General features: G+C 38.0%; 23 protein-coding genes. 7 read left to right on the top strand and 16 right to left on the bottom strand.

Features of this window, described 5'->3' with window-relative positions; genetic code table 11:
• Window positions 1–15 precede the first annotated feature (15 nt).
• Window positions 16–828, top strand: a complete 813-nt coding sequence (gene yidA / locus KQI94_RS05975) for a sugar-phosphatase (RefSeq protein ID WP_002358000.1) — start codon at window positions 16–18, stop codon at window positions 826–828.
• A gap of 63 nt (window positions 829–891) precedes the next feature.
• Here the strand turns inward: yidA and KQI94_RS05970 are convergent, their stop codons facing one another.
• The gene (locus tag KQI94_RS05970; RefSeq protein ID WP_002358001.1) at window positions 892–1,338 is read right to left on the bottom strand and encodes an NUDIX hydrolase; all 447 of its coding nucleotides are present in this window, start codon (window positions 1,336–1,338) and stop codon (window positions 892–894) included.
• A 148-nt stretch (window positions 1,339–1,486) separates the two neighbouring features.
• Between KQI94_RS05970 and KQI94_RS05965 the strand changes: the two genes are divergently transcribed.
• On the top strand, window positions 1,487–1,861 hold the full coding sequence (locus KQI94_RS05965) for a VOC family protein (protein ID WP_002369612.1): 375 nt from the start codon (window positions 1,487–1,489) through the stop codon (window positions 1,859–1,861).
• 142 nt (window positions 1,862–2,003) lie between these two features.
• Window positions 2,004–2,726: a gamma-glutamyl-gamma-aminobutyrate hydrolase family protein gene (locus tag KQI94_RS05960; protein WP_002369613.1), complete on the top strand. Its 723-nt coding sequence runs from the start codon at window positions 2,004–2,006 to the stop codon at window positions 2,724–2,726.
• Between the two features lie 50 nt (window positions 2,727–2,776).
• Here KQI94_RS05960 and KQI94_RS05955 read toward each other — a convergent pair whose 3' ends face one another.
• Together KQI94_RS05955 and KQI94_RS05950 are read right to left on the bottom strand one after the other, a co-directional pair.
• Window positions 2,777–3,649: an aldo/keto reductase gene (locus KQI94_RS05955; RefSeq protein WP_002382129.1), complete on the bottom strand. Its 873-nt coding sequence runs from the start codon at window positions 3,647–3,649 to the stop codon at window positions 2,777–2,779.
• A gap of 28 nt (window positions 3,650–3,677) precedes the next feature.
• Entirely contained in the window at window positions 3,678–4,040 is a 363-nt protein-coding gene (locus KQI94_RS05950; RefSeq protein WP_002358008.1) for a hypothetical protein, read from the bottom strand.
• A gap of 169 nt (window positions 4,041–4,209) precedes the next feature.
• Between KQI94_RS05950 and KQI94_RS05945 the strand changes: the two genes are divergently transcribed.
• Window positions 4,210–5,130, top strand: coding sequence for a mechanosensitive ion channel family protein (locus KQI94_RS05945; protein ID WP_002382128.1), 921 nt, complete (start codon window positions 4,210–4,212; stop codon window positions 5,128–5,130).
• Between the two features lie 44 nt (window positions 5,131–5,174).
• Here KQI94_RS05945 and KQI94_RS05940 read toward each other — a convergent pair whose 3' ends face one another.
• The 10 genes from KQI94_RS05940 to ulaG all read right to left on the bottom strand — a co-directional run bounded on the left by KQI94_RS05940 (window position 5,175) and on the right by ulaG (window position 13,482).
• Window positions 5,175–6,344 (bottom strand): N-acetyldiaminopimelate deacetylase, encoded by a 1,170-nt coding sequence (locus KQI94_RS05940; protein WP_002390083.1) that lies wholly within the window; start codon window positions 6,342–6,344, stop codon window positions 5,175–5,177.
• Between the two features lie 36 nt (window positions 6,345–6,380).
• Window positions 6,381–7,082, bottom strand: a complete 702-nt coding sequence (gene dapD, locus KQI94_RS05935; RefSeq protein WP_002358012.1) for a 2,3,4,5-tetrahydropyridine-2,6-dicarboxylate N-acetyltransferase — start codon at window positions 7,080–7,082, stop codon at window positions 6,381–6,383.
• A gap of 80 nt (window positions 7,083–7,162) precedes the next feature.
• On the bottom strand, window positions 7,163–7,651 hold the full coding sequence (gene cbpB, locus KQI94_RS05930; RefSeq protein WP_002358013.1) for a cyclic-di-AMP-binding protein CbpB: 489 nt from the start codon (window positions 7,649–7,651) through the stop codon (window positions 7,163–7,165).
• A gap of 256 nt (window positions 7,652–7,907) precedes the next feature.
• Window positions 7,908–8,618, bottom strand: a complete 711-nt coding sequence (locus KQI94_RS05925; protein WP_002369616.1) for an L-ribulose-5-phosphate 4-epimerase — start codon at window positions 8,616–8,618, stop codon at window positions 7,908–7,910.
• Window positions 8,608–9,468 (bottom strand): L-ribulose-5-phosphate 3-epimerase, encoded by an 861-nt coding sequence (locus KQI94_RS05920; RefSeq protein ID WP_002369617.1) that lies wholly within the window; start codon window positions 9,466–9,468, stop codon window positions 8,608–8,610. The genes KQI94_RS05925 and KQI94_RS05920 overlap by 11 nt, the downstream gene beginning before the upstream one ends.
• A 4-nt stretch (window positions 9,469–9,472) precedes the next feature.
• Window positions 9,473–10,111 (bottom strand): 3-keto-L-gulonate-6-phosphate decarboxylase UlaD, encoded by a 639-nt coding sequence (locus tag KQI94_RS05915; RefSeq protein WP_002381985.1) that lies wholly within the window; start codon window positions 10,109–10,111, stop codon window positions 9,473–9,475.
• A gap of 13 nt (window positions 10,112–10,124) precedes the next feature.
• Window positions 10,125–10,424 carry a PTS sugar transporter subunit IIB gene (locus KQI94_RS05910; RefSeq protein WP_002358018.1) on the bottom strand — a complete coding sequence of 100 codons (300 nt, stop codon included), beginning with the start codon at window positions 10,422–10,424 and terminating at the stop codon, window positions 10,125–10,127.
• 14 nt (window positions 10,425–10,438) lie between these two features.
• Window positions 10,439–11,926 (bottom strand): PTS ascorbate transporter subunit IIC, encoded by a 1,488-nt coding sequence (locus KQI94_RS05905; RefSeq protein WP_002366460.1) that lies wholly within the window; start codon window positions 11,924–11,926, stop codon window positions 10,439–10,441.
• Window positions 11,927–11,938: 12 nt separating this feature from the next.
• A complete protein-coding gene (locus tag KQI94_RS05900) occupies window positions 11,939–12,397 on the bottom strand; it encodes a PTS sugar transporter subunit IIA (protein ID WP_002369619.1) in 459 nt (152 codons plus the stop codon).
• 17 nt (window positions 12,398–12,414) lie between these two features.
• A complete protein-coding gene (gene ulaG, locus KQI94_RS05895) occupies window positions 12,415–13,482 on the bottom strand; it encodes an L-ascorbate 6-phosphate lactonase (RefSeq protein WP_002369620.1) in 1,068 nt (355 codons plus the stop codon).
• A 193-nt stretch (window positions 13,483–13,675) separates the two neighbouring features.
• On the opposite strand from ulaG, the gene KQI94_RS05890 reads away from it, so the two are divergent.
• The gene (locus tag KQI94_RS05890; protein WP_002382117.1) at window positions 13,676–14,440 is read left to right on the top strand and encodes a DeoR/GlpR family DNA-binding transcription regulator; all 765 of its coding nucleotides are present in this window, start codon (window positions 13,676–13,678) and stop codon (window positions 14,438–14,440) included.
• 93 nt (window positions 14,441–14,533) lie between these two features.
• Here the strand turns inward: KQI94_RS05890 and KQI94_RS05885 are convergent, their stop codons facing one another.
• From KQI94_RS05885 to racE, 3 genes are read right to left on the bottom strand one after another with little or no spacing between them, the layout of a single operon-like run.
• A complete protein-coding gene (locus KQI94_RS05885; protein WP_002369621.1) occupies window positions 14,534–15,046 on the bottom strand; it encodes a metallophosphoesterase in 513 nt (170 codons plus the stop codon).
• 12 nt (window positions 15,047–15,058) lie between these two features.
• Window positions 15,059–16,414 (bottom strand): ribonuclease PH, encoded by a 1,356-nt coding sequence (rph, locus tag KQI94_RS05880; protein WP_002369622.1) that lies wholly within the window; start codon window positions 16,412–16,414, stop codon window positions 15,059–15,061.
• Window positions 16,407–17,234, bottom strand: coding sequence for a glutamate racemase (gene racE, locus KQI94_RS05875; protein WP_002369623.1), 828 nt, complete (start codon window positions 17,232–17,234; stop codon window positions 16,407–16,409). Before racE ends, rph begins: the two co-directional genes overlap by 8 nt.
• 264 nt (window positions 17,235–17,498) lie before the next feature.
• On the opposite strand from racE, the gene KQI94_RS05870 reads away from it, so the two are divergent.
• Both KQI94_RS05870 and KQI94_RS05865 read left to right on the top strand, forming a co-directional pair.
• The gene (locus tag KQI94_RS05870) at window positions 17,499–18,230 is read left to right on the top strand and encodes an amino acid ABC transporter ATP-binding protein (protein WP_002369624.1); all 732 of its coding nucleotides are present in this window, start codon (window positions 17,499–17,501) and stop codon (window positions 18,228–18,230) included.
• Window positions 18,231–18,264: 34 nt separating this feature from the next.
• Window positions 18,265–19,092, top strand: a complete 828-nt coding sequence (locus tag KQI94_RS05865; protein WP_002360586.1) for a transporter substrate-binding domain-containing protein — start codon at window positions 18,265–18,267, stop codon at window positions 19,090–19,092.
• The last annotated feature ends 22 nt before the right edge of the window (window positions 19,093–19,114 follow it).

The raw sequence follows: 19,114 nt of genomic DNA, 5'->3' as shown, positions 1-19,114 counted from the left end.
TTCTAGGAGGATTCTATGTCAATTAAGTTAGTTGCTATTGATATCGACGGAACATTGCTAAATTCACAACACAAGATTACCCCACGGGTCAAAGAAGCGCTCCAAAAAGCAAATGAGCAAGGCGTTCGTATTGTTTTATGTACAGGCCGTCCTTTGCCAGGCGTGAAAGAACAATTGGATGAATTAGCCTTATATGGTGAAAATGATTTCGTGATTACCTACAACGGTTCGCTTGTCCAAGCAACCAAAGATAATGCGATTATTTCACGCTATACCTTAAGTTATGAGGATTTTTTAGAAATTGAAATGTATTCTCGTAAAGTCGGCGCTCACTTGCACACAATTGATGATTCCGCTATTTACACTGCCAATCGCAATATTGGTAAATATACGATTCACGAAGCATCTTTAGTGAACATGCCTTTGAAATATCGTACGGTGGATGAAATGACACCAGAGATGAACATTATTAAAATGATGATGATTGATGAGCCGGAAGTTTTAGATCCTGCCATTGCAAAATTACCATTACATTTTACCGAAAAATATACGACTGTTAAAAGTACGCCTTTTTACTATGAAATCATGAATAAAAATGCTAGCAAAGGCAATGCTCTAGCAAAATTGGCAGACCATTTAGGCTTAAATAAAGACGAAGTGATGGCCATTGGTGACAATGAAAATGACTTATCCATGATTGATTACGCTGGGATTGGTGTTGCGATGGGCAATGCGACAGAAAATGTTAAAACAATTGCCGATGTGCATACCACTAGTAATGACGAAGATGGTGTCGCTCAAATTATTGAAAAAATGGTTTTAATTTAAACATTCTTTTCAATAACAATAACCCTCAATCTAATCAACATAGATTGAGGGTTATTCGTTATTTTATGATGCTGCCGCTAGCCATTTTTCAACGGCCCAGCGGTGGCTTCCTCTTTTTAATAAACGGACTGCTTCTTCTGGTGCAACCCAGTGTAAAGTATTGGTCCTTTCTAAGGGTTCGCTAAGTTGCCGCCAAGTATTCGCTACATAAAAATATCCAGGATTATAATAGGCAGTTTGGCGATGGTTCGAATAAAAATATTCATCAGCTTCCCCTAAATAACAGCCAATTTCTACACTAATTCCCAATTCTTCTAGCACTTCTCGATGGATCGCTTCTTCTTTCGTTTCGGTGCCTTCAATTTCGCCTCCTGGTAAAAAATAAGCTCCATTTGGCGCTTGTACCAGAACCATTGTGTTATTTTCTGGCTTTGAAACAATAATGTATGCAGCATATCTTGTTTGATAGGTCAATGTCTCTTCTCTTTTTCCAAACGTTGGCGTTTTCATTGGCGCACCTCTTCTCTTTTCATCTATTTTACCTGAGAAATTCCTTTAGAACAAGTCAGAAACCAAGCGTTTTTCTCTACATTTCACGTTTATCTATGCTACTATTAACGTTGGAAATATAATTAAGTTTGAAAGGGAGTTTTTAACTATGAAAATGGCTCATACATGTGTGCGTGTAAAAGATTTAGAGGCATCATTAGATTTCTATCAAAAAGCCTTCAATTTTGAAGAAAGTCGCCGTCGTGATTTTCCAGAAAATAAATTTACTTTGGTTTATTTAACTTTACCAGGAGACGACTACGAACTAGAACTAACTTATAATTATGATCATGAAGCATACGATTTAGGAAACGGTTATGGTCATATCGCCATCAGTACAGATGATTTAGAAGGATTACACGAAAAACATCAAGCGGCTGGCTTTACTGTCACTGACTTAAAAGGCTTACCTGGAACTGCACCATCTTATTACTTTGTTGTCGACCCAGATGGTTATAAAATCGAAGTCATTCGTGAACGTTAAAAAGTTTCACTTGTTCACTTACTGAGCTTTTTGTGTTTGAGAGCTGTCCGAGACAAAACTTGTCTCGACTTCTTCTCAAACACTTTTTTCAAAAAAAGTGCTACAATAGAACGTATGAATTTATTGAGGATGTGATGTTATTATGACAAAAAAAATTATTGGAATCGCTGGCAATCAACTTTTGCAGGCAGCTGAAGTGTTTCACGGTAACCAAGTGACGTACACCCCACATGGTTTTGTCAGCGCTGTTCAAGCCGCAGGTGGCGTTCCTCTCGTTTTGCCAATTGGCCCCAAAGAATTAGCCGCTACGTATATACAACAAATTGATAAACTACTTTTAGCAGGCGGTCAAGATGTTGCCCCTGAATTTTACGGACAAGAACCCCATATAAAATTAGAAGAAACGAATCGTGATCGTGACGAGTTTGAGTTAGCCCTAATTGAAGAAGCCTTAAAACAAAACAAACCTATTTTTGCGGTTTGCCGTGGAATGCAATTAGTCAATGTTGCTTTAGGTGGCACATTATATCAAGATTTATCGATGTATCCTCAATGGTCAGTTAAGCACGGACAACAACCCACTCAACCAATCTTTGCGACGCATCGTATTGATGTTGAACCAGACAGTCAATTATCAAACATATATGGTACAACTGGTCAAGTCAACTCGTACCATCACCAAGCACTACATACTTTAGGAAAAGATTTACGCGTTACTGCTTGGTCCTCTGATGGCCTTGCAGAAGCAGTGGAATCAACAAATGAACAGCAGCCTTTATTAGCTGTTCAATGGCATCCTGAACTAATGTACGCACGTGATGCCAAATCCCAAGCACTCTTTAACTACTTTGTTCAAAAATTATAGTAAAAACGGAGGGACGTCTTTCGCCCCTCCGTTTTTGCTTGCTATCATACTTAAAAATCAAAATTATCTGGATCTGCACCAAAACGATGATCCTTATTTAACTGATTAATTGCGGTTATTTCTTCTGGTGTTAATTCAAAATCAAAGACAGCAAAATTTTCCTGAATTCTTTTTTCGTGAACAGATTTAGGAATCACGATAATATCATTTTGTAAGTGCCAACGAATAATCACTTGGGCCGCTGATTTACCATATTTTTCACCAATTTTCACTAGTACTGGTTCAGATAATAAATTACCTTGTCCTAGAGGAGACCAAGCCTCCACGGCAATCTTATTTTCGGCTAAATATTTTCGTAGCGGTTCTTGTGTTAACGTAGGATGTAATTCAATTTGATCCACCATTGGCACAACATTTGCTTCTGTTAATAAATCTTCCAAATGATGTTGATGAAAATTGGAAACGCCAATTGCTTTGGCACGACCACTTGCGTAAATTTCTTCTAATGCTTTCCATGATTCTTTATATTTACCAGCAACAGGCCAGTGAATTAAATATAAATCAACATAGTCTAACCCTAATTTTTCTAAGCTTTTATCAAACGCTTTAATCGCATTTTCATAGCCTTGATCTTCATTCCATAATTTCGTCGTCACGAAAATTTCTTCGCGGGGAATACCCGATTGACGAATGCCTTCGCCCACCCCTGCTTCGTTTTTATAAACGGCTGCCGTATCAATCAAGCGATAACCCGCTTCTAAAGCCCATTTTACTGAATTTGTTGCTTCTGAGCCATCTTCTACACGCCAAACACCTAAACCTAGGCGTGGCATTTCATTGCCGTTTGCTAATTTTTTTGTTTTATCCAAAGTCATGTGTTTCTTCAGTCCCTTCATTTTCATTACTTTTAGTATACTACGCATTCTTCTTTCACGAAACAATCACGACTTGTCAGGTCATTTTCTTTATTTTTAATAAATAACGACGCCAATAAGTCAGCACTCCGATTAGTGCCACAACTACAATTGTTCGACCGCTAACGCTTCCAATCCACAGTTTAACTGCAAGTAACCAGATACAAAAGAGATAAACACAGGACCAATTAAAGGAAACTTTCAATGTACATGATTCCGCAATTTCGATTATCTGACTACTAAAAAAACGACTCCCTAATCGTAAAGCGACTGGATTATGGAAGATGAATGTTCGTCGCTTGTCAGCCGTCAAGCGAGTGGCACATCGTTCATCAATAAAAATTGTTACAGGTAATTTAGAAAGTAAATCATTTTTTGCCCATTCAATTGAAACTTTCACGCAGCACTCACAACCTTTAACAAAATTATAAAATATATTATTTATTTACAAAATTATAACATTCCTAAAAAAACATGTTAAGTCTTTAAAAAAACTTTCTATTTTCTTCCCCTTTCGCCGAGAGATTTAGTATACTAAAAGAAGAAATTTTAGAGAAAGTTGGATTTTTATGTTGATACTTGGTTTAGCCAGTACTGAAACAGTCGATTCTTCTGCTCCTGATTTAGCAGAAGCGACCGTAAAAAAAGTGAGCGCGCTACAACGCTTTTGGAACAATATTAATTGGGATGCCATTGTCGCTACCTTAATTGAAAAAAGTTTATCAATTTTATTTTTAATTTTTCTATTTTTTATTATTCAGCGAATCGGGAAATATTTAATTGATCGCACCTATGCAAATTATAGTAAAAAGCAACATTTTAGTGAAAGCCGTTTAAAAACGTTACACACTTTAATCATTAATGCATTTCAATATACGCTGTTCTTTTTCTTCATCTATTCTCTTTTGACCATTGTCGGTGTGCCTGTTGGCTCATTATTAGCCGGAGCGGGAATTGCCGGTGTTGCCATTGGTTTAGGGGCTCAAGGATTCATGAATGACTTAATTACCGGATTTTTCATTATTTTAGAACAACAAATGGATGTAGGCGATTATATTCGCTTATTGGCGTTAAATATTGAAGGAACTGTTACTTCTGTCGGATTACGAACCACTCAAATTAAAGCAGTTGATGGAACTGTTCATTTTATTCCAAACCGAAACATCACCACAATCAGTAACCTGTCTCGTGCCAATATGCAAGTGTTAATTGATGTCCGCATCAATCCTGAAGAAGGTTATGAAAAAATTTGTGAAGTGATTACAGAAGTCAATGAAACATTAAAAGAAAAGTATATCGAAAGTATTCAAACTGGGCCAGATATTTTTGGTATGGTCGATTTAGGCAATGGCAACTTTGCGGTGCGAACGACCATGTATGTACTAAACGGCAAACAATTTGCGGTCAAAGAAGAATTTCTAGCCCAATATATCAAAGCATTAACAGAGGCCGGCTTTACGATTCCCAATACGCCCATTATTGCAAAATAAAAAACAGCCTCCAGATATTTATTAGTTATCTGGTGGCTGTTTTTCTAATTGTCCAATGATTTTAAAAAGCCACTAACTGCCTCCACTCCAAACAATAACGCCTCTTCGTTCGGTTCAAACTTAGCAGAATGAAGGCTGTAGGGACTTGCCACGCCTAACCAAAACATCGTGCCTGGGACTTTAGACAATAGATAGCCAAAATCTTCACCTGTCATTGCAACCGATGCTTGTTGAAATTGAACTGTTGCTTGTTTGCTCATGTATTCAATCAAATTCGTGGTACATGCTGGCTCATTCACTACAGGTAAATACCCTTTCTGATCAAGATGAACAGTTACTTCACATTGAAAAGATTGCGCAATACCTTCACTAATTTCGCGAATTCTTCGCTGCGTTTGTTCATTAGTTTCTGCTGTCAATGTGCGAATTGTACCAGATAAAGTTGCTTCTTCGGCAATCACATTACAGGCAGTCCCTGCATGAAAAGTCCCAAAGGTAACGACTGCCCCGACCACAGGATCAACATTTCGACTAACGATCGTTTGCGCTTGCTGAATTAAATTGGTGGCCGCCAAGACCATATCATTTGCTTGATGCGGAAAAGCCGCATGTCCACCTTTTCCTTTTAAGGTAATGTTCACTTCACAAGTGGCAGCAAACAATGTCCCTACTCTGGTACTAATAGTTCCGACTGGCAAATCAGGATTAACATGAAGCGCATAAAATTCATCAGGTAACCACTCACCAAACGCGTGATCTTCATACATCAACATCCCCCCTGCTTCATTTTCTTCAGCAGGTTGAAACAAAAATAAAAAGTTATTGTCTGGTTGCTGTTGACTTAATTCTTTCAAAACCCCTAAGCCGATTGTCATGTGAAAATCGTGCCCACAGGCATGCATAAACCCTGGTCGTTTTGATTGAAAAGCAGAAACCACTTCCTCTTGAATAGGCAAACCATCAATATCAGCACGCCAGCCGATGGTTTTCTGAGGATTTTTGCCTTCTATGAATACTAAAATCCCCGTTTGCCATGTTCGAACTTGCAGATAAGGTTGCTTCATTTTATCAATTTCATTAAGTAAAAAGGCTTGTGTTTCCTTTTCTTCTAAACCGATTTCAGGTATTTGATGTAGTTGCCGTCTAATAGCAATTAATTCTTCTTGCTCCACAAAAGCCACTCCTTCATTTTTTGGGTAATCGAAAGCCGCCATGAAGAAGTTTCTTCATCGCGACTGACTAATTTATTTTTAGAGTTTACGTAATTCTTCTAAAATCTCTGTTTTACTCTTGGTTTTATCATCAATTTGTTTAATTACTTTTGCTGGCACGCCTGCGACAACGGTATGCGCTGGAACGTCTTCCACAACTACTGCCCCAGCAGCCACAACGGCACCTTCACCAACACGAACCCCTTCTAGTACGACCGCATTCGCTCCAATGACAACCTCGTTTTCAATAACCACAGGTGCGGCACTTGGTGGTTCAATGACACCAGCTAAAACCGTTCCTGCGCCAATATGACAATGCTTCCCTACAGTTGCACGACCGCCTAAAACAGCGCCCATATCAATCATAGTCCCTGCACCAACGACGGCGCCAATATTTAGAATAGCCCCCATCATAATCACCGCTTGATCGCCAATTTCAACTTTTTCGCGAATCAAAGCACCTGGTTCAATCCGAGCATTAATGTCTTTCAGATCAAGAAAAGGAATTGCTGAGTTACGTGCATCGTTTTCTACAACATAATCCTCAATTTTTTCTTTGTTTGCTTCTAAAAAAGGTTTTACGTCAGCCCAATCGCCAAACAATGTCCCAGTTTTACAATTATTAAAGACCTTAATTGTTTCCGGAAACGTGACTTCTTTTAATTGCCCTTTCAGTGTTACTTTAACAGGCGTTTGCTTTTTGGCATCGCCAATATACTGAATAATCTCATATGCGTCCAATCACAGCACTCCTTTACTTCGTGTTATCATACAGAATAACGCATTTATGAGAAAAAAGTAAAGAGTTTCTTGCGTTTTATTTAAATTACTTTCATTTCTTCTTCTGATTTAGGCAGAACAAGATGATGTTTTTCTAATTCATGCGCCATATGATTGACCGCTTTTAAAATTTCTTTGCGTGTAATGATACCTTTAAAGCGTTGATTATCATCAACCACTGGTAAAAAAGAAGCATCTACTAATAAATGTAACACTTCTTCTAAATCCCACGATTCACCAATTACAGGAACATTGACTTCCATTACATCGGCCACAGTAAATTCATTCAATTTTTCAAAATCCACTGAAGTCAAATCAAACATTTTATCTACAACGTCTGTCAAGCCGATTAAGCCAACAAAGCGATCTCCCTTATCTAACACAGGAATCTTGGAATAGCGAACTTGCGATAAGACTAATGCCGCGTGACTTAACGGATTTAAACACATTACATTGGCGACATTTTCAGCGGGTACTAAAAATGTTTCTTGTTTTTCTAATAATAATTCTTTTACAGCAGTCCCTATCATGATTGGGTTGCCTCCATTTCTAATTCTTTAACACGTAACTTATTGTACCTAATTCTGCGGAAAAAGTCTTGGAATTCGCAAATTCTTCATAACTTAACAAACGAAAATTAACGTTTTGTTCTATTCTCCCCCAAAAAAGAGAACGCTTTCTTAAAAAAATAAAAACTTAGTTGTCCCATAACAGACAACTAAGTTTTTATAAAAGACCAATTAATCAGTCAATTATCCTTCTTTTTCACACGTTTCATCACAGCCATCACTGACCATAATAAGCGGAAATCCCATGTTTTCTAAGATAGTGTTTATCCAATAAAAAATGATCAATTGGTTCAACAGCTGGGTTAATTGTTTCCGTCAAACGTGCCATTGAACAGATTTCATCTAAAATCAAGCTGTTTTCAACTGCTTTTTCCGGAGTCATTCCCCAAGTAAATGGGCCATGTCCATAAACTAGCACTCCTGGAACTGCTAAAGGATCTAGTTCTTGTTCATGAAATGTTTCAACAATGACTTTGCCAGTCTCTTCTTCATAGTTTTCTTTAATTTCACTTTCAGAGAGCGCTCTTGTGCAAGGTACAGCGCCATAAAAAGCATCCGCATGGGTGGTACCGTAAGGAGGTAAGGCTCGCCCTGCTTGAGCCCACGTAACACTATTCAGGGAGTGCGTGTGCGCAATCGCTCCAATTTCTGGCATTTTTTGATAAAGATAAAGATGCGTGGGTAAATCAGAAGACGGCTTTAATGCATTGGTTTCCAATAGTTGTCCGTTTAAATCAGTCACTACCATCTGTTCCTTGGACATTTCTTGATACTTGACGCCGCTTGGTTTAATTACGATAATCCCTAATGACCGATTGATTTCACTAACATTGCCCCACGTTAATTTGACTAAGCCCAGTTTTGGCAAAGCCAGATTCGCTTCATAAACACGTTGTTTCATTGCTTGGATGATCGCTTTATTGTTCATAATAACCCACCTCTGCTAATTTGGGATAGAGATACTGCTGCGCGGCTTGAATTTTTTCTTGAAAATTCAAATCCGTTTCATTCCACATTTCAATTAAAAAAGGACCACTATAGTTTAACCGCTTGAGTGTTTTCAATAAGCCTGTAAAATCAACACAGCCTTCTCCAAAAGTAACTTCCCGAAACTTCCCTTCAAATGTGTCTGTTACAGCGAAGGTATCTTTTAAGTGAATAGCAGCGATTTCAGCAATTCCCTTTTCAAGCTCAACCGCCGGATTATTTTCCGGCCAAGCAGACAAATTACCTAAATCAGGATAGACATGCAAAAAAGGAGACGGAATTTGTTCCTTAATTTCTAGAAATTTTTGTATGCTATTCATAAAAGGGTCATCCATAATCTCAACAGCCAGAATGACACCGTATTGTGCAGCTTCCTCAACGCCCTTTTTCAGACCTTGAAGAAAAAATTCCCTCGTTTCGGCAGTTTTTTCTTCGTAAAAGACGTCATAGCCAGCTATTTGAATTACCCGTATGTTTAATTGATGGGCCAAATGAATCGCTTGAGATAAAATTTTCCGTCCTTTTTCACGTGTTTCTTTATTTAAAGAGCCTAAAGGGAACCGCCGATGACCACTTAAACACAAAGAATGGATAAAAAAATCTTCTTTCACCATTAATTGAGAAAGTTCTTGTAACTGGCTTGGTGTCCAAGCCAATCGTGCTAATCGTTCATCGGATTCATCAATTGACATTTCTAAAAAATCAAACCCTAACTTTTTGGCCCATGTTAATCGTTCTGCCCAAGTTAAATTTTGCGGGAGTGCTTTTTCATACAGTCCAATTCGTGCCATTTTATCACTTCCAAATCTGATCGATTTTTTTTTGAAAATCTTTGGCTGCTTGTTCAGGATTTTTTGATTCAGTAATCCCACGGCCCGCAATAAATGTTGCAACTGCCATTGTTTGAAACAATTCAAGCGTTTCGACAGTTAAACCACCTGTGACGGACACTTCAAAGCCTAAGTCAATTAGTTCTTGAACTTTATTCAAATCTTTCTCTCCCCAACTGCCGCCAGCTAAAAGAGCATCTCTACTTTGATGATAAATCACCTGATTAATCCCTAATTCTCGCCATTGTCGAGCTTGTTGCATTGTCCAATTTCCATATAGTTCTACTTGTAATTCTCGGACTTCTTTTTGAGCTGCAGCCATCGTTGGCAAGGTGGCGCAACAAATGACCGTCATGAAATCAGCGCCTGCTTGTGCGACATTACGAGCAACTGTACCGCCCGCATCAGCACATTTTGTATCAGCAACAATTGTCTTATTAGGAAACATGCGTTTTAAACAACGAATTGCTTTTTGGCCTTCTTGTAAACACAAAATAGTGCCAACTTCGATAATATCGACAATTTCTCCGACTTTCATACAATCTGCTAAAGCGTCTTCTAAGCTATTATGATCTAAAGCGATTTGTAAGTTTGGTCTTTTCATCTTTCCCATCCTTTTATTCAGATTTTTGATAACGATCTGAAGCCATATATTTTTCTTGAATTTCTTTTGCAGACATTACATTTTTAATGCCAATCACTGTGACTCCGCGTTTTTCTGCTTGCTGAAACATTTGTAAAAAATTGACTGGAGTAAAAACAACGTCGTATTGGCTAGCAGAGCTTTTTCCTTCTGAAATGGCGCAATGATGAATTTTTGTAATCGGTACGCCTAGTTCTTTCATTGCTTTTTCAACACTCCGCATCATCATTAGACTCGTGCCAGAACCATTGGCACAGGAAACAAGTATTCTCATTTCAAATTCCTCCTTTAATTCTCTTGAAATTTTTTAGCATATTGTTCATAATCATTGACAATCATAAAGTAACCTTCTGGATTTTTCCGATACTGAAGTTGCGGAATTATTAGTAACCCAATCACCACCACTGCTACACCAACATAGCCTAGAACTTTCATAATAATTGTAAATAATGGCCAAGCAGTTGCCCAATCGAACATGCCCAAATAACCGCCATATTGAGATAATCCAATCCATGTAGCAAATAAAGCTGAGCCACCTACTTGGATTAAACCTGAAAGGAAGGGGAATAAACAAGCAGCTTTTACTCCGCCACGATTATTTGCATAAACAGCTATGACAGCGTTATCAAAAAACAATGGGATAAAACCTGCAATAACGATTGTCGGAGACTTTAATAGAATCAGTAAGCCAATCATTAAAAACTGGCCTAATGCGCCAAAGAGAAACCCAATTGTTACTGCGTTGGGCGAGCCAAACCCGAAAGTCGCTGCTACATCAATCCCAGGAACAGCGCCTGGTAAAATGGTATTTGAAATCCCTTGGAATGACTGCGTCAACTCGTCGACAAAGGTTCTAACGCCTAATTGTAAGATAGCTAAATAGACAGCAAAATTTAATGAAGTGGTCATGATATAAAAGAAGAAACTCTGCCCTTCTTGCATAAATTTAGCTTGAATTAAATAATCTTGTCCCAAAACAAGCAAGATAATGCCAAAGAAAAAGAGCATCAAAATGGACGTAGCAACCATATTTTCATTAAAAATGGATAGAAATCCTGGTAATTCAATATCTTCCAATTTTTTATCGACCTTCTCTGAACGATGTTTCTTTTGATCACGTTTTTTCAACCATTCTGCTAATTTTGCAAAAATAAATATGCCAAACATTTGTTGATGGGCTACCGCAAAACCAGCACCTTCTGTTAATTCCTGCGTAATCCCTACCGTTAAATTTGAAGCAACTGCCCAATAACACCCAAGAATTAAGCCCATAAAAATTAGTACTTCGATTCTACCTAAGTTAGGAAAACAAAAGAGTAAAATCCAGAAAGCGGTAGCTGCTTGTTGAATCTGAACATTCCCTGTTGTAAAAACGGCTCTCAATTTTGTATATTTTTGAAAACGAACCAACAAAATATTCATAATAAATGCGATCAATAACAAAATCATCACATCACCAAAGGTTCGTCCAAAGGTTTTCATCAAGCCTGCATCGACTGCATTTTGCCCGAAATATGGATCGGTAACCATTGCCTGTAAATTAAATCGCTCTTTCAAGCCTACTAGAATAGGGCGAAAATTATTAACCAAACCACCAGAACCAACACTCAAAATAAAATAACCAACTGTCGCTTTCAGAAAACCTGCTAAACATTCATAAAAGGGCCTCCGTAACAAGAGATAACCTAATAACACGATGAAACCAATCAAATATGCTGGCTGTGTTAAAACGTTCGTAGCAAAATAAGTCCAACTATTTAACAAGAACTCCCCCATTGATTTTTCCCCCTATAATTGATATTTCTCCATAACTTCTTTAAAATCCATTAGCGTGTTTGTTTCTAACAAGTCAGCAATCACGCCATCCGTCATCAATAAATCCATCAATTGCTGAATATTTTCCAGATGTTCGGCGGGATTTTGGGCTGCCAATGTAAAAAATAATGTTGCTGTTTTTGCTTCTTGATCGCCAGTAAAAGTGACAGATTGCTTAAATTTTGTAAAAGAAATGGCCGTTCCAAAAACGCCTGCGCTTTCCTCTGATGAATGTGGCATAGCTACTTCAGGAGCAATGATGATATAAGGTCCAAACGTTTCGACACACTGGATAATCTCATCGACGTAACTCTGATCGATAATGTGTTTTTGGAGTAAAATCAAACAACTTTCCTGAATCGCCTCTTGCCAACTAACCGGTTCTTTATCAGAGTAATGAATAAGCTCTTGCTCCCAAAAATAAGTTAACATTGTACATCCAGCCTTTCTTACAAGAATGAAGGAAATGGTGTATCATTTTCTTTAACAAAAACATCATTAAAGCCACGATCAAAGTTAAATTCTAAGTTGTCTTTGTCATCTGGATAAACAAATTTGCCACCCACTTGCCAAATATATGGTTTAAATTGATAATGTAAACGATCTTTTTTAAATTTCCAAATTTCCATGATTTCTTTTGGATCCGCCATAAAATTAGACCAAATATCATAATGAACAGGAATGACTACTTTCGCATTTAAAGATTCTGCCATTCTCAACATATCAACAGAAGTAATTTTATCCGTGATACCGCGAGGATTTTCGCCATATGCTCCTAAGCAAACATCAATTGCATATTGATTACCATGTTTCGCAAACAAGTTAGAATAATGAGAGTCTCCGGCGTGATATACCGTACCACCTGAGGTTTCAAATAGATAATTGACAGCTAGTTCATTCATGTCCTGAGGCATTTTACCTTTAAATGTATTTTCAGGATCATCAGAAGTAATTAGCGCGGTTCGATCAAAAGCTTCCAAGGCCACTACATTCACATCATTCACTTTTATTTCTTGACCAGGCTCTATAACCCGTGTTTTTTCTGCCGGAACACCCCAACGCTGCCATGTTTTCACTACTTCTTTTGGACCAATAAATAGAGCCTTAGGACAATTTTGATGAACAGCAGCAGCTGTGTGAATATCCAAATGGTCTGAATGAATATGTGTGACAACTAAAGCATCTACCTCTTTTATTTCAAAAGGATCAATCACAAAAGGTTGTGTTCTTAAATTAGGTTGCATTTTTTGGCAACCACTCATGCGCATCATTTGATGGCCATTTTTCATTAAGCCGTTCCCGTGCGTTTGTTTTCCTGTTCCACACCATAAATCACATAAAATATTCGTGTTCTCATGCGTTTTCAGCCAAATGCCTGTACAACCAAGCCACCAGAGTGCAACCGTTCCTTGAAGCACAGTTGTCTGATTAATTTCTTCGTTTAAATAAGTGCCCCATTCTGGAAATGTCGCCTTCAACCAACTTTCTTTTGTAATTTCATGAATCGATTTGCTCATGCTACCACTCCTCTTCTCAAATGATTGTGTTATGCTTTATAAGAAAATCATAGCCGCAAAAAATCACAATGAAAACCCTTTTATATGATTGTTTGCACTTTTAATGATTCTTTTACGTGTTTTGTTTTCCTATGAGTTATACTATTTCATGGGGGACCGTGTCCAAAAAAATAACTAAAGGAGGTTGTATTACTTGAAAAGTTCATTAGAAACCATTGAAAAAAGGCAACAAAACATTCTCGCGCTGCTGCAAAAAAACAAACAAATGACTACCTATAAATTAGCAGATGCTTTAAATGTTTCCTTAAGCACAATTCGTCGTGATTTAAATGTCTTAGAAACTAAGAATGACATCATTCGAAAATATGGGTATTGTATTTACAACGACCAAAATCAGAAAGACTTTGATCAATCAGGACCGGAGTTATTAAAACAAGCCATTGCTCGTGTTGCTTGTAGCTATCTAAGCGATTATGATACCGTTTTCATTAATTCAAGTTCCACTGCTTTGAATATTCTCCATTATTTAAAGGCCGATCATCTGACCATCGTAACGAATAATTTAAAAATTGCCACCAAGCCTCATGTTTCTCAATACAATTATATTTTGACCGGAGGCGAATTACGTTTTCCCAAAGAAGTTCTGGTAGGAGATATTGCCATTAACACAATCACCGCAACGCATGCCGATGTTTGCGTAATTGGCTGTAGCGGGGTCAGTTTAGAACATGGCGTCACTACAAAAATTTTCAATGAAGCAAAAATTAATGAGCTTATGATAAAACAAACAACAAAAGTAAAAATTCTGGTCGCAGACCATCGAAAAATCGGCTTGACGTCTAAATTTAAAATTGCTGATATTACCGCTTTTGATTGTTTGATTACAGACAAACATTGCTCATCAACTTTAATTACAGAACTTCGTAAGACCGGCTTAAAGGTTATCCAAGTCGACTAAAAAAAGAGCGTAGGACAAAAATCTCTTTTGGATTTTTGTCCTACGCTCAAAATCTGATAAATAAAAAAGTAGCACTTATTTCTTAACATTCACTTACTTCGTAAACGTTGCCTTTAATCGTTCCAACAGTTGGTGCTCTTTGTTATAATACTGAACGAGATATTGTTCAGGTGTACTTTCAATTATGGCATATGTTTTCTCTTGAACTGGTCCACGAGGTAAACGAATACTTCCCGGATTAACAAAGAGAATGTTATTGTGTCGCTCTGCGCCGAGTACATGAGTGTGACCAAATAAGGCAATTGTCGCTCCTGCTTCTTCCGCTTGTAAAGCAAGTGTCGTGAGCCCCATTCTAACATTGGCCAAATGACCATGTGTCATATAAATAACTTGATCTCCCACTTTTTTAGTCACAGTTTTGGGAAATTCATCATAAAAATCACAATTTCCTTGGACTACAATTAATTTCTGCCAAAGTTCATCTGTCGGTTCTAATTCAGAATCACCACAGTGAAAGAGTGCATCGACTTGTCCTTCATAATGATTCACTAAGTCAACTAAACAGTCACGGTCGCCATGATTATCGCTTACTACCAAGATTTTCATACGTTTCAACTCCTATTTTTTTAGCCATTCTTCCCATTGTTCTTTTAATTTTGCCACTGCTTGTCCACGATGACTGACTTTATTTTTCTCTTCTCCAGACAATTCAGCTGCCGTCTTACCAAGCTCTGGAACATAGAAAAGTGAATCGTACCCAAAGCCTCCTTCACCACGAGGAATCGTACCGACTTCTCCTGGCCATTCAGCTTCGACCACCAGACTCTCTTTCTTTGGTTCAGCAAAAACCAATGTACAATGGAAACGCGCTTGTCTTTTTTCTTTTGGCACGCCCGTTAACTCATGTAGTAGTTTCGCATTATTTGAAGCATCGTTAGTTGGCTCACCAGCAAAACGAGCAGAATAAATCCCTGGCATTCCTCCTAAGGCATCAACAATTAATCCTGAATCATCTGCTAGTACTGGTTTCTGTAAAATTTCTGCAATTGTTTCAGCTTTTAGACGAGCATTTTCTTCAAATGTTCGACCAGTTTCTTCTACATCTGGCAAATTCGGATAATCTAATAACGTCTTAACTGTATATCCTTTTTCACCAAAAATTGAACTAAACTCTTTCGCTTTACCAGGATTTCTAGTTGCAATGACAATCACTTTCTCTTCTGAATCTTGCGAAGGGACTTCTTCAGAGGCTAAAGCATAAAGCGCTTCTTTCTGATACGCAATTAATTCCTCAATCCCTGTTTTTCCATAAAAGAGCATGGCATTTAACTCATCTCCTGAGAAGGTAGCTTCTTCACCCGTTCCTTGAATTTCCACAAATTCACCAGACTCGGTCATCACGATGTTCATATCCACTGCAGCATTCGAGTCCTCTGCGTAATCTAAGTCCAGCACACAATAACCATCGGGTAAAATACCCACGCTGACAGCAGCTAAATGCTCTTTAATTGGGTCTTCCGCTAGCGCACCAGTCATCAATAAATGATTGACTGCTAAGCGTAGAGCAACAAAAGCGCCTGTAATACTAGCTGTACGGGTTCCCCCATCTGCTTGAATCACATCACAATCGACAACAATGCTCCGTTCCCCTAACTTTTCTAAGTCAACAACAGCTCGCAATGACCGCCCAATCAAACGTTGAATCTCCATTGTTCGCCCTGTTAATTTTCCTTTCGCACTTTCCCGAATATTTCTTGTGTTCGTCGCGCGAGGGAGCATGCTATATTCAGCTGCTACCCAACCTGTTCCCCCGCCTCGTAAAAATGGGGGAACCTTTTCTTCGACAGTGGCTGAGCAAATTACTTTTGTATCGCCAAACGAAATAACCACCGAACCTTCTGGATGTTTAAAAACATTGGTTTCAATAGTGATCTTTCGCAATTCTTTTGGTGCACGACTATCATGTCTAATCATTTTCGTTTCCTCCTAAGTGAATCTGTTGTGCTTTTAAGTTCTCTATACCAAGCCAACTGCTTGCAATCTCTTCAAACATTTTTGCAGAACCAGTTGTATAAAATTCATGGGGCTGTGTAGGCGCTTCAGGCGTGTGGGCAATGTCAAAATAATCGAGAAGCATGCTGACTTCGCCAACTGTTTCGGCTCCTGAGTCAATTAATGTCACATGACTCCCCATCACATTTTGAATCACCGGACGTAACAACGGGTAATGGGTACAACCTAAAATCAACGTATCAAGTCCTTTTAATTGTAGTGCTTGAAGTGTTTCTGCCACAATTTTTTTTGCTACGGAAGAACGATATTGATTACTTTCAACAATGGGGACAAATTTAGGGCAAGCTAAACTAGTCACCTCAATTGTTGGTGCCTTACTTTTAATGGCGATTTCATAGGAAGCACTTTTGATTGTCCCTAACGTACCTATGACACCAATCTTGTTATTTTTTGTGACTTTAACGGCTGCTCGTGCGCCAGGTAAAATAACACCGACAACTGGAATTGGCAAGGCAGCTTTAATTTCTTCTAATGCGACAGCCGTCGCGGTATTACATGCGATTACTAGCATTTTTATTCGTTTTTTCAATAAAAAATCGGCCATTTCCCAAGTAAACTGAACGACTTGTTCGGCTGGTCGTGGACCATATGGGCAACGGGCTGTATCTCCTAAATAAATTAATCGTTCATTTGGTAATTGTTTTAGCGCTTCCTTTAAAACAGTTAATCCACCAACGCCAGAATCAATTAATCCAATGGCTTCTTGATTGCTCATTCTCATCCTACCTTTGCCTTTTATTCACTGCCTTTATTTTCTACTTTTTAAGGACTATTGTCAATTTTTCCTGTTTTGCTCTCATTTATTTCTTTTTTTGAAGGAAATCTTTTTCGATTAAAAAACTAGTAATTCATTTTTTTGTATGTTATAATTCCTAACATTGAGAATACAATTAGAAATACATTTGGTTAATTTAATTTAAATAACATGTTTCTCACCGAATCCTCTGTTATCTTTTCTACCAAATGATTGCAAAGGAGACTGCCTATGATTTCTTTAGAACATGTAAATAAGTATTTTGGGGAGCATCACGTTTTAAAAGATATTACTTTAAATGTAGAACAAGGAGAAAAAATTGTCATTATCGGACCCTCTGGCTCTGGCAAAAGTACATTAATTCGGTGCATGAACCAATTGGAAAAAGTCAATGATGGTTCCGTCGTAATTGATAACATTGACATCACCAAACCGAAAGCACCGATTCAAAAGGTTCGCCAGAAAGTTGCCATGGTCTTTCAAAGTTTTAACTTATATGCTCATAAAACGATTATTGATAATTTAACGTTAGCACCGATTAAAGTGATGGGCGTTTCCAAAGACGAAGCGGTTCGTACTGGCATGGAGTATTTAGAACGAGTCGGTTTGGCTGATAAAGCTTCTGCTTATCCTTCGCAGCTTTCTGGCGGGCAGCAACAACGGGTCGCTATTGCTCGTGCCTTAAATATGCATCCTGAGATTATCCTTTTTGATGAACCGACTTCGGCACTTGATCCAGAAATGATTCAAGAAGTTTTAGATGTAATGGTCGATCTTTCCAAACAAAATATTACCATGGTTTGTGTCACACATGAGATGGGCTTTGCTCGCCAAGTGGCTGACCGTGTAATCTTCATGGACCAAGGACAGATTATTGAACAAGGAACGCCTGAACATTTCTTTACAAGCACTGAAAACCCTCGTGCAAAAGAATTTCTAAGTAAAATTATTCATAACGGGTAATGAATAAAAAACAAAAAATTGGAGGAATGAAGGAATGAAAAAACAAAATAAATGGCTGGCTGGACTCTCCCTACTTGTATTAGCAGGCATCATTGTGGGCTGTGGTAGCGGCAACAATGACTCAACTTCCAAAAGTGCTTCATCAAACAAAACGGTCACAGTAGAACAATTAAAAAAAGCAGGGAAAATTAAAGTAGGTGTCAAAGAAGACATTCCTAATTTTGGCTATATGAATCCTGATACAAACAAAAATGAAGGAATGGAACCAGATATTGCACGCTTGATTGCGAAAGAAATTACCGGCAGCGAAGAGAATGTGGAATTTGTAGGCGTGACAGCGAAAACGCGCGGTCCCCTTTTAGACAATGGTGAACTAGATATGGTAATTGCTACATTTACAATTACTGATGAACGTAAAAAGACTTATAATTTTACAACTCCTTATTATACAGATGAGATTGGTTTCCTTGTGCGCAAAGAGGATAACTTCTCCAGCATGAAAGATTTAGACGGAAAAACAATCGGCGTTGCACAATCTGCTACGACAAAAGAAAACTTAGAGAAAAAAGCGCAAGAGGAAGGAATCAAATTTACTTATCAAGAATTAGGTTCCTATCCAGAATTAAAAACAGCGTTAACTTCTAAACGAATTGATGCATTTTCAGTGGATAAATCAATCCTATCTGGCTATGTGGATGGCAAGACAGAAATTTTAAAAGATGGTTTTTCGCCACAAGAATATGGAATTACCACAAAGAAAGCAAATACTGAATTAAATGATTATCTAAATGGTTTAATTGAAAAATGGGAAAAAGACGGCACACTAGAAAAAATTTATCAAGACTGGGGCTTAAAAAATTAATCATTCCTAAGACTTGAAGAAT

Source organism: Enterococcus sp. S183_ASV_20 (assembly GCF_018919685.1).
GTDB lineage: Bacteria > Bacillota > Bacilli > Lactobacillales > Enterococcaceae > Enterococcus > Enterococcus faecalis.
This window is presented reverse-complemented; position numbering and strand designations above follow the sequence as displayed.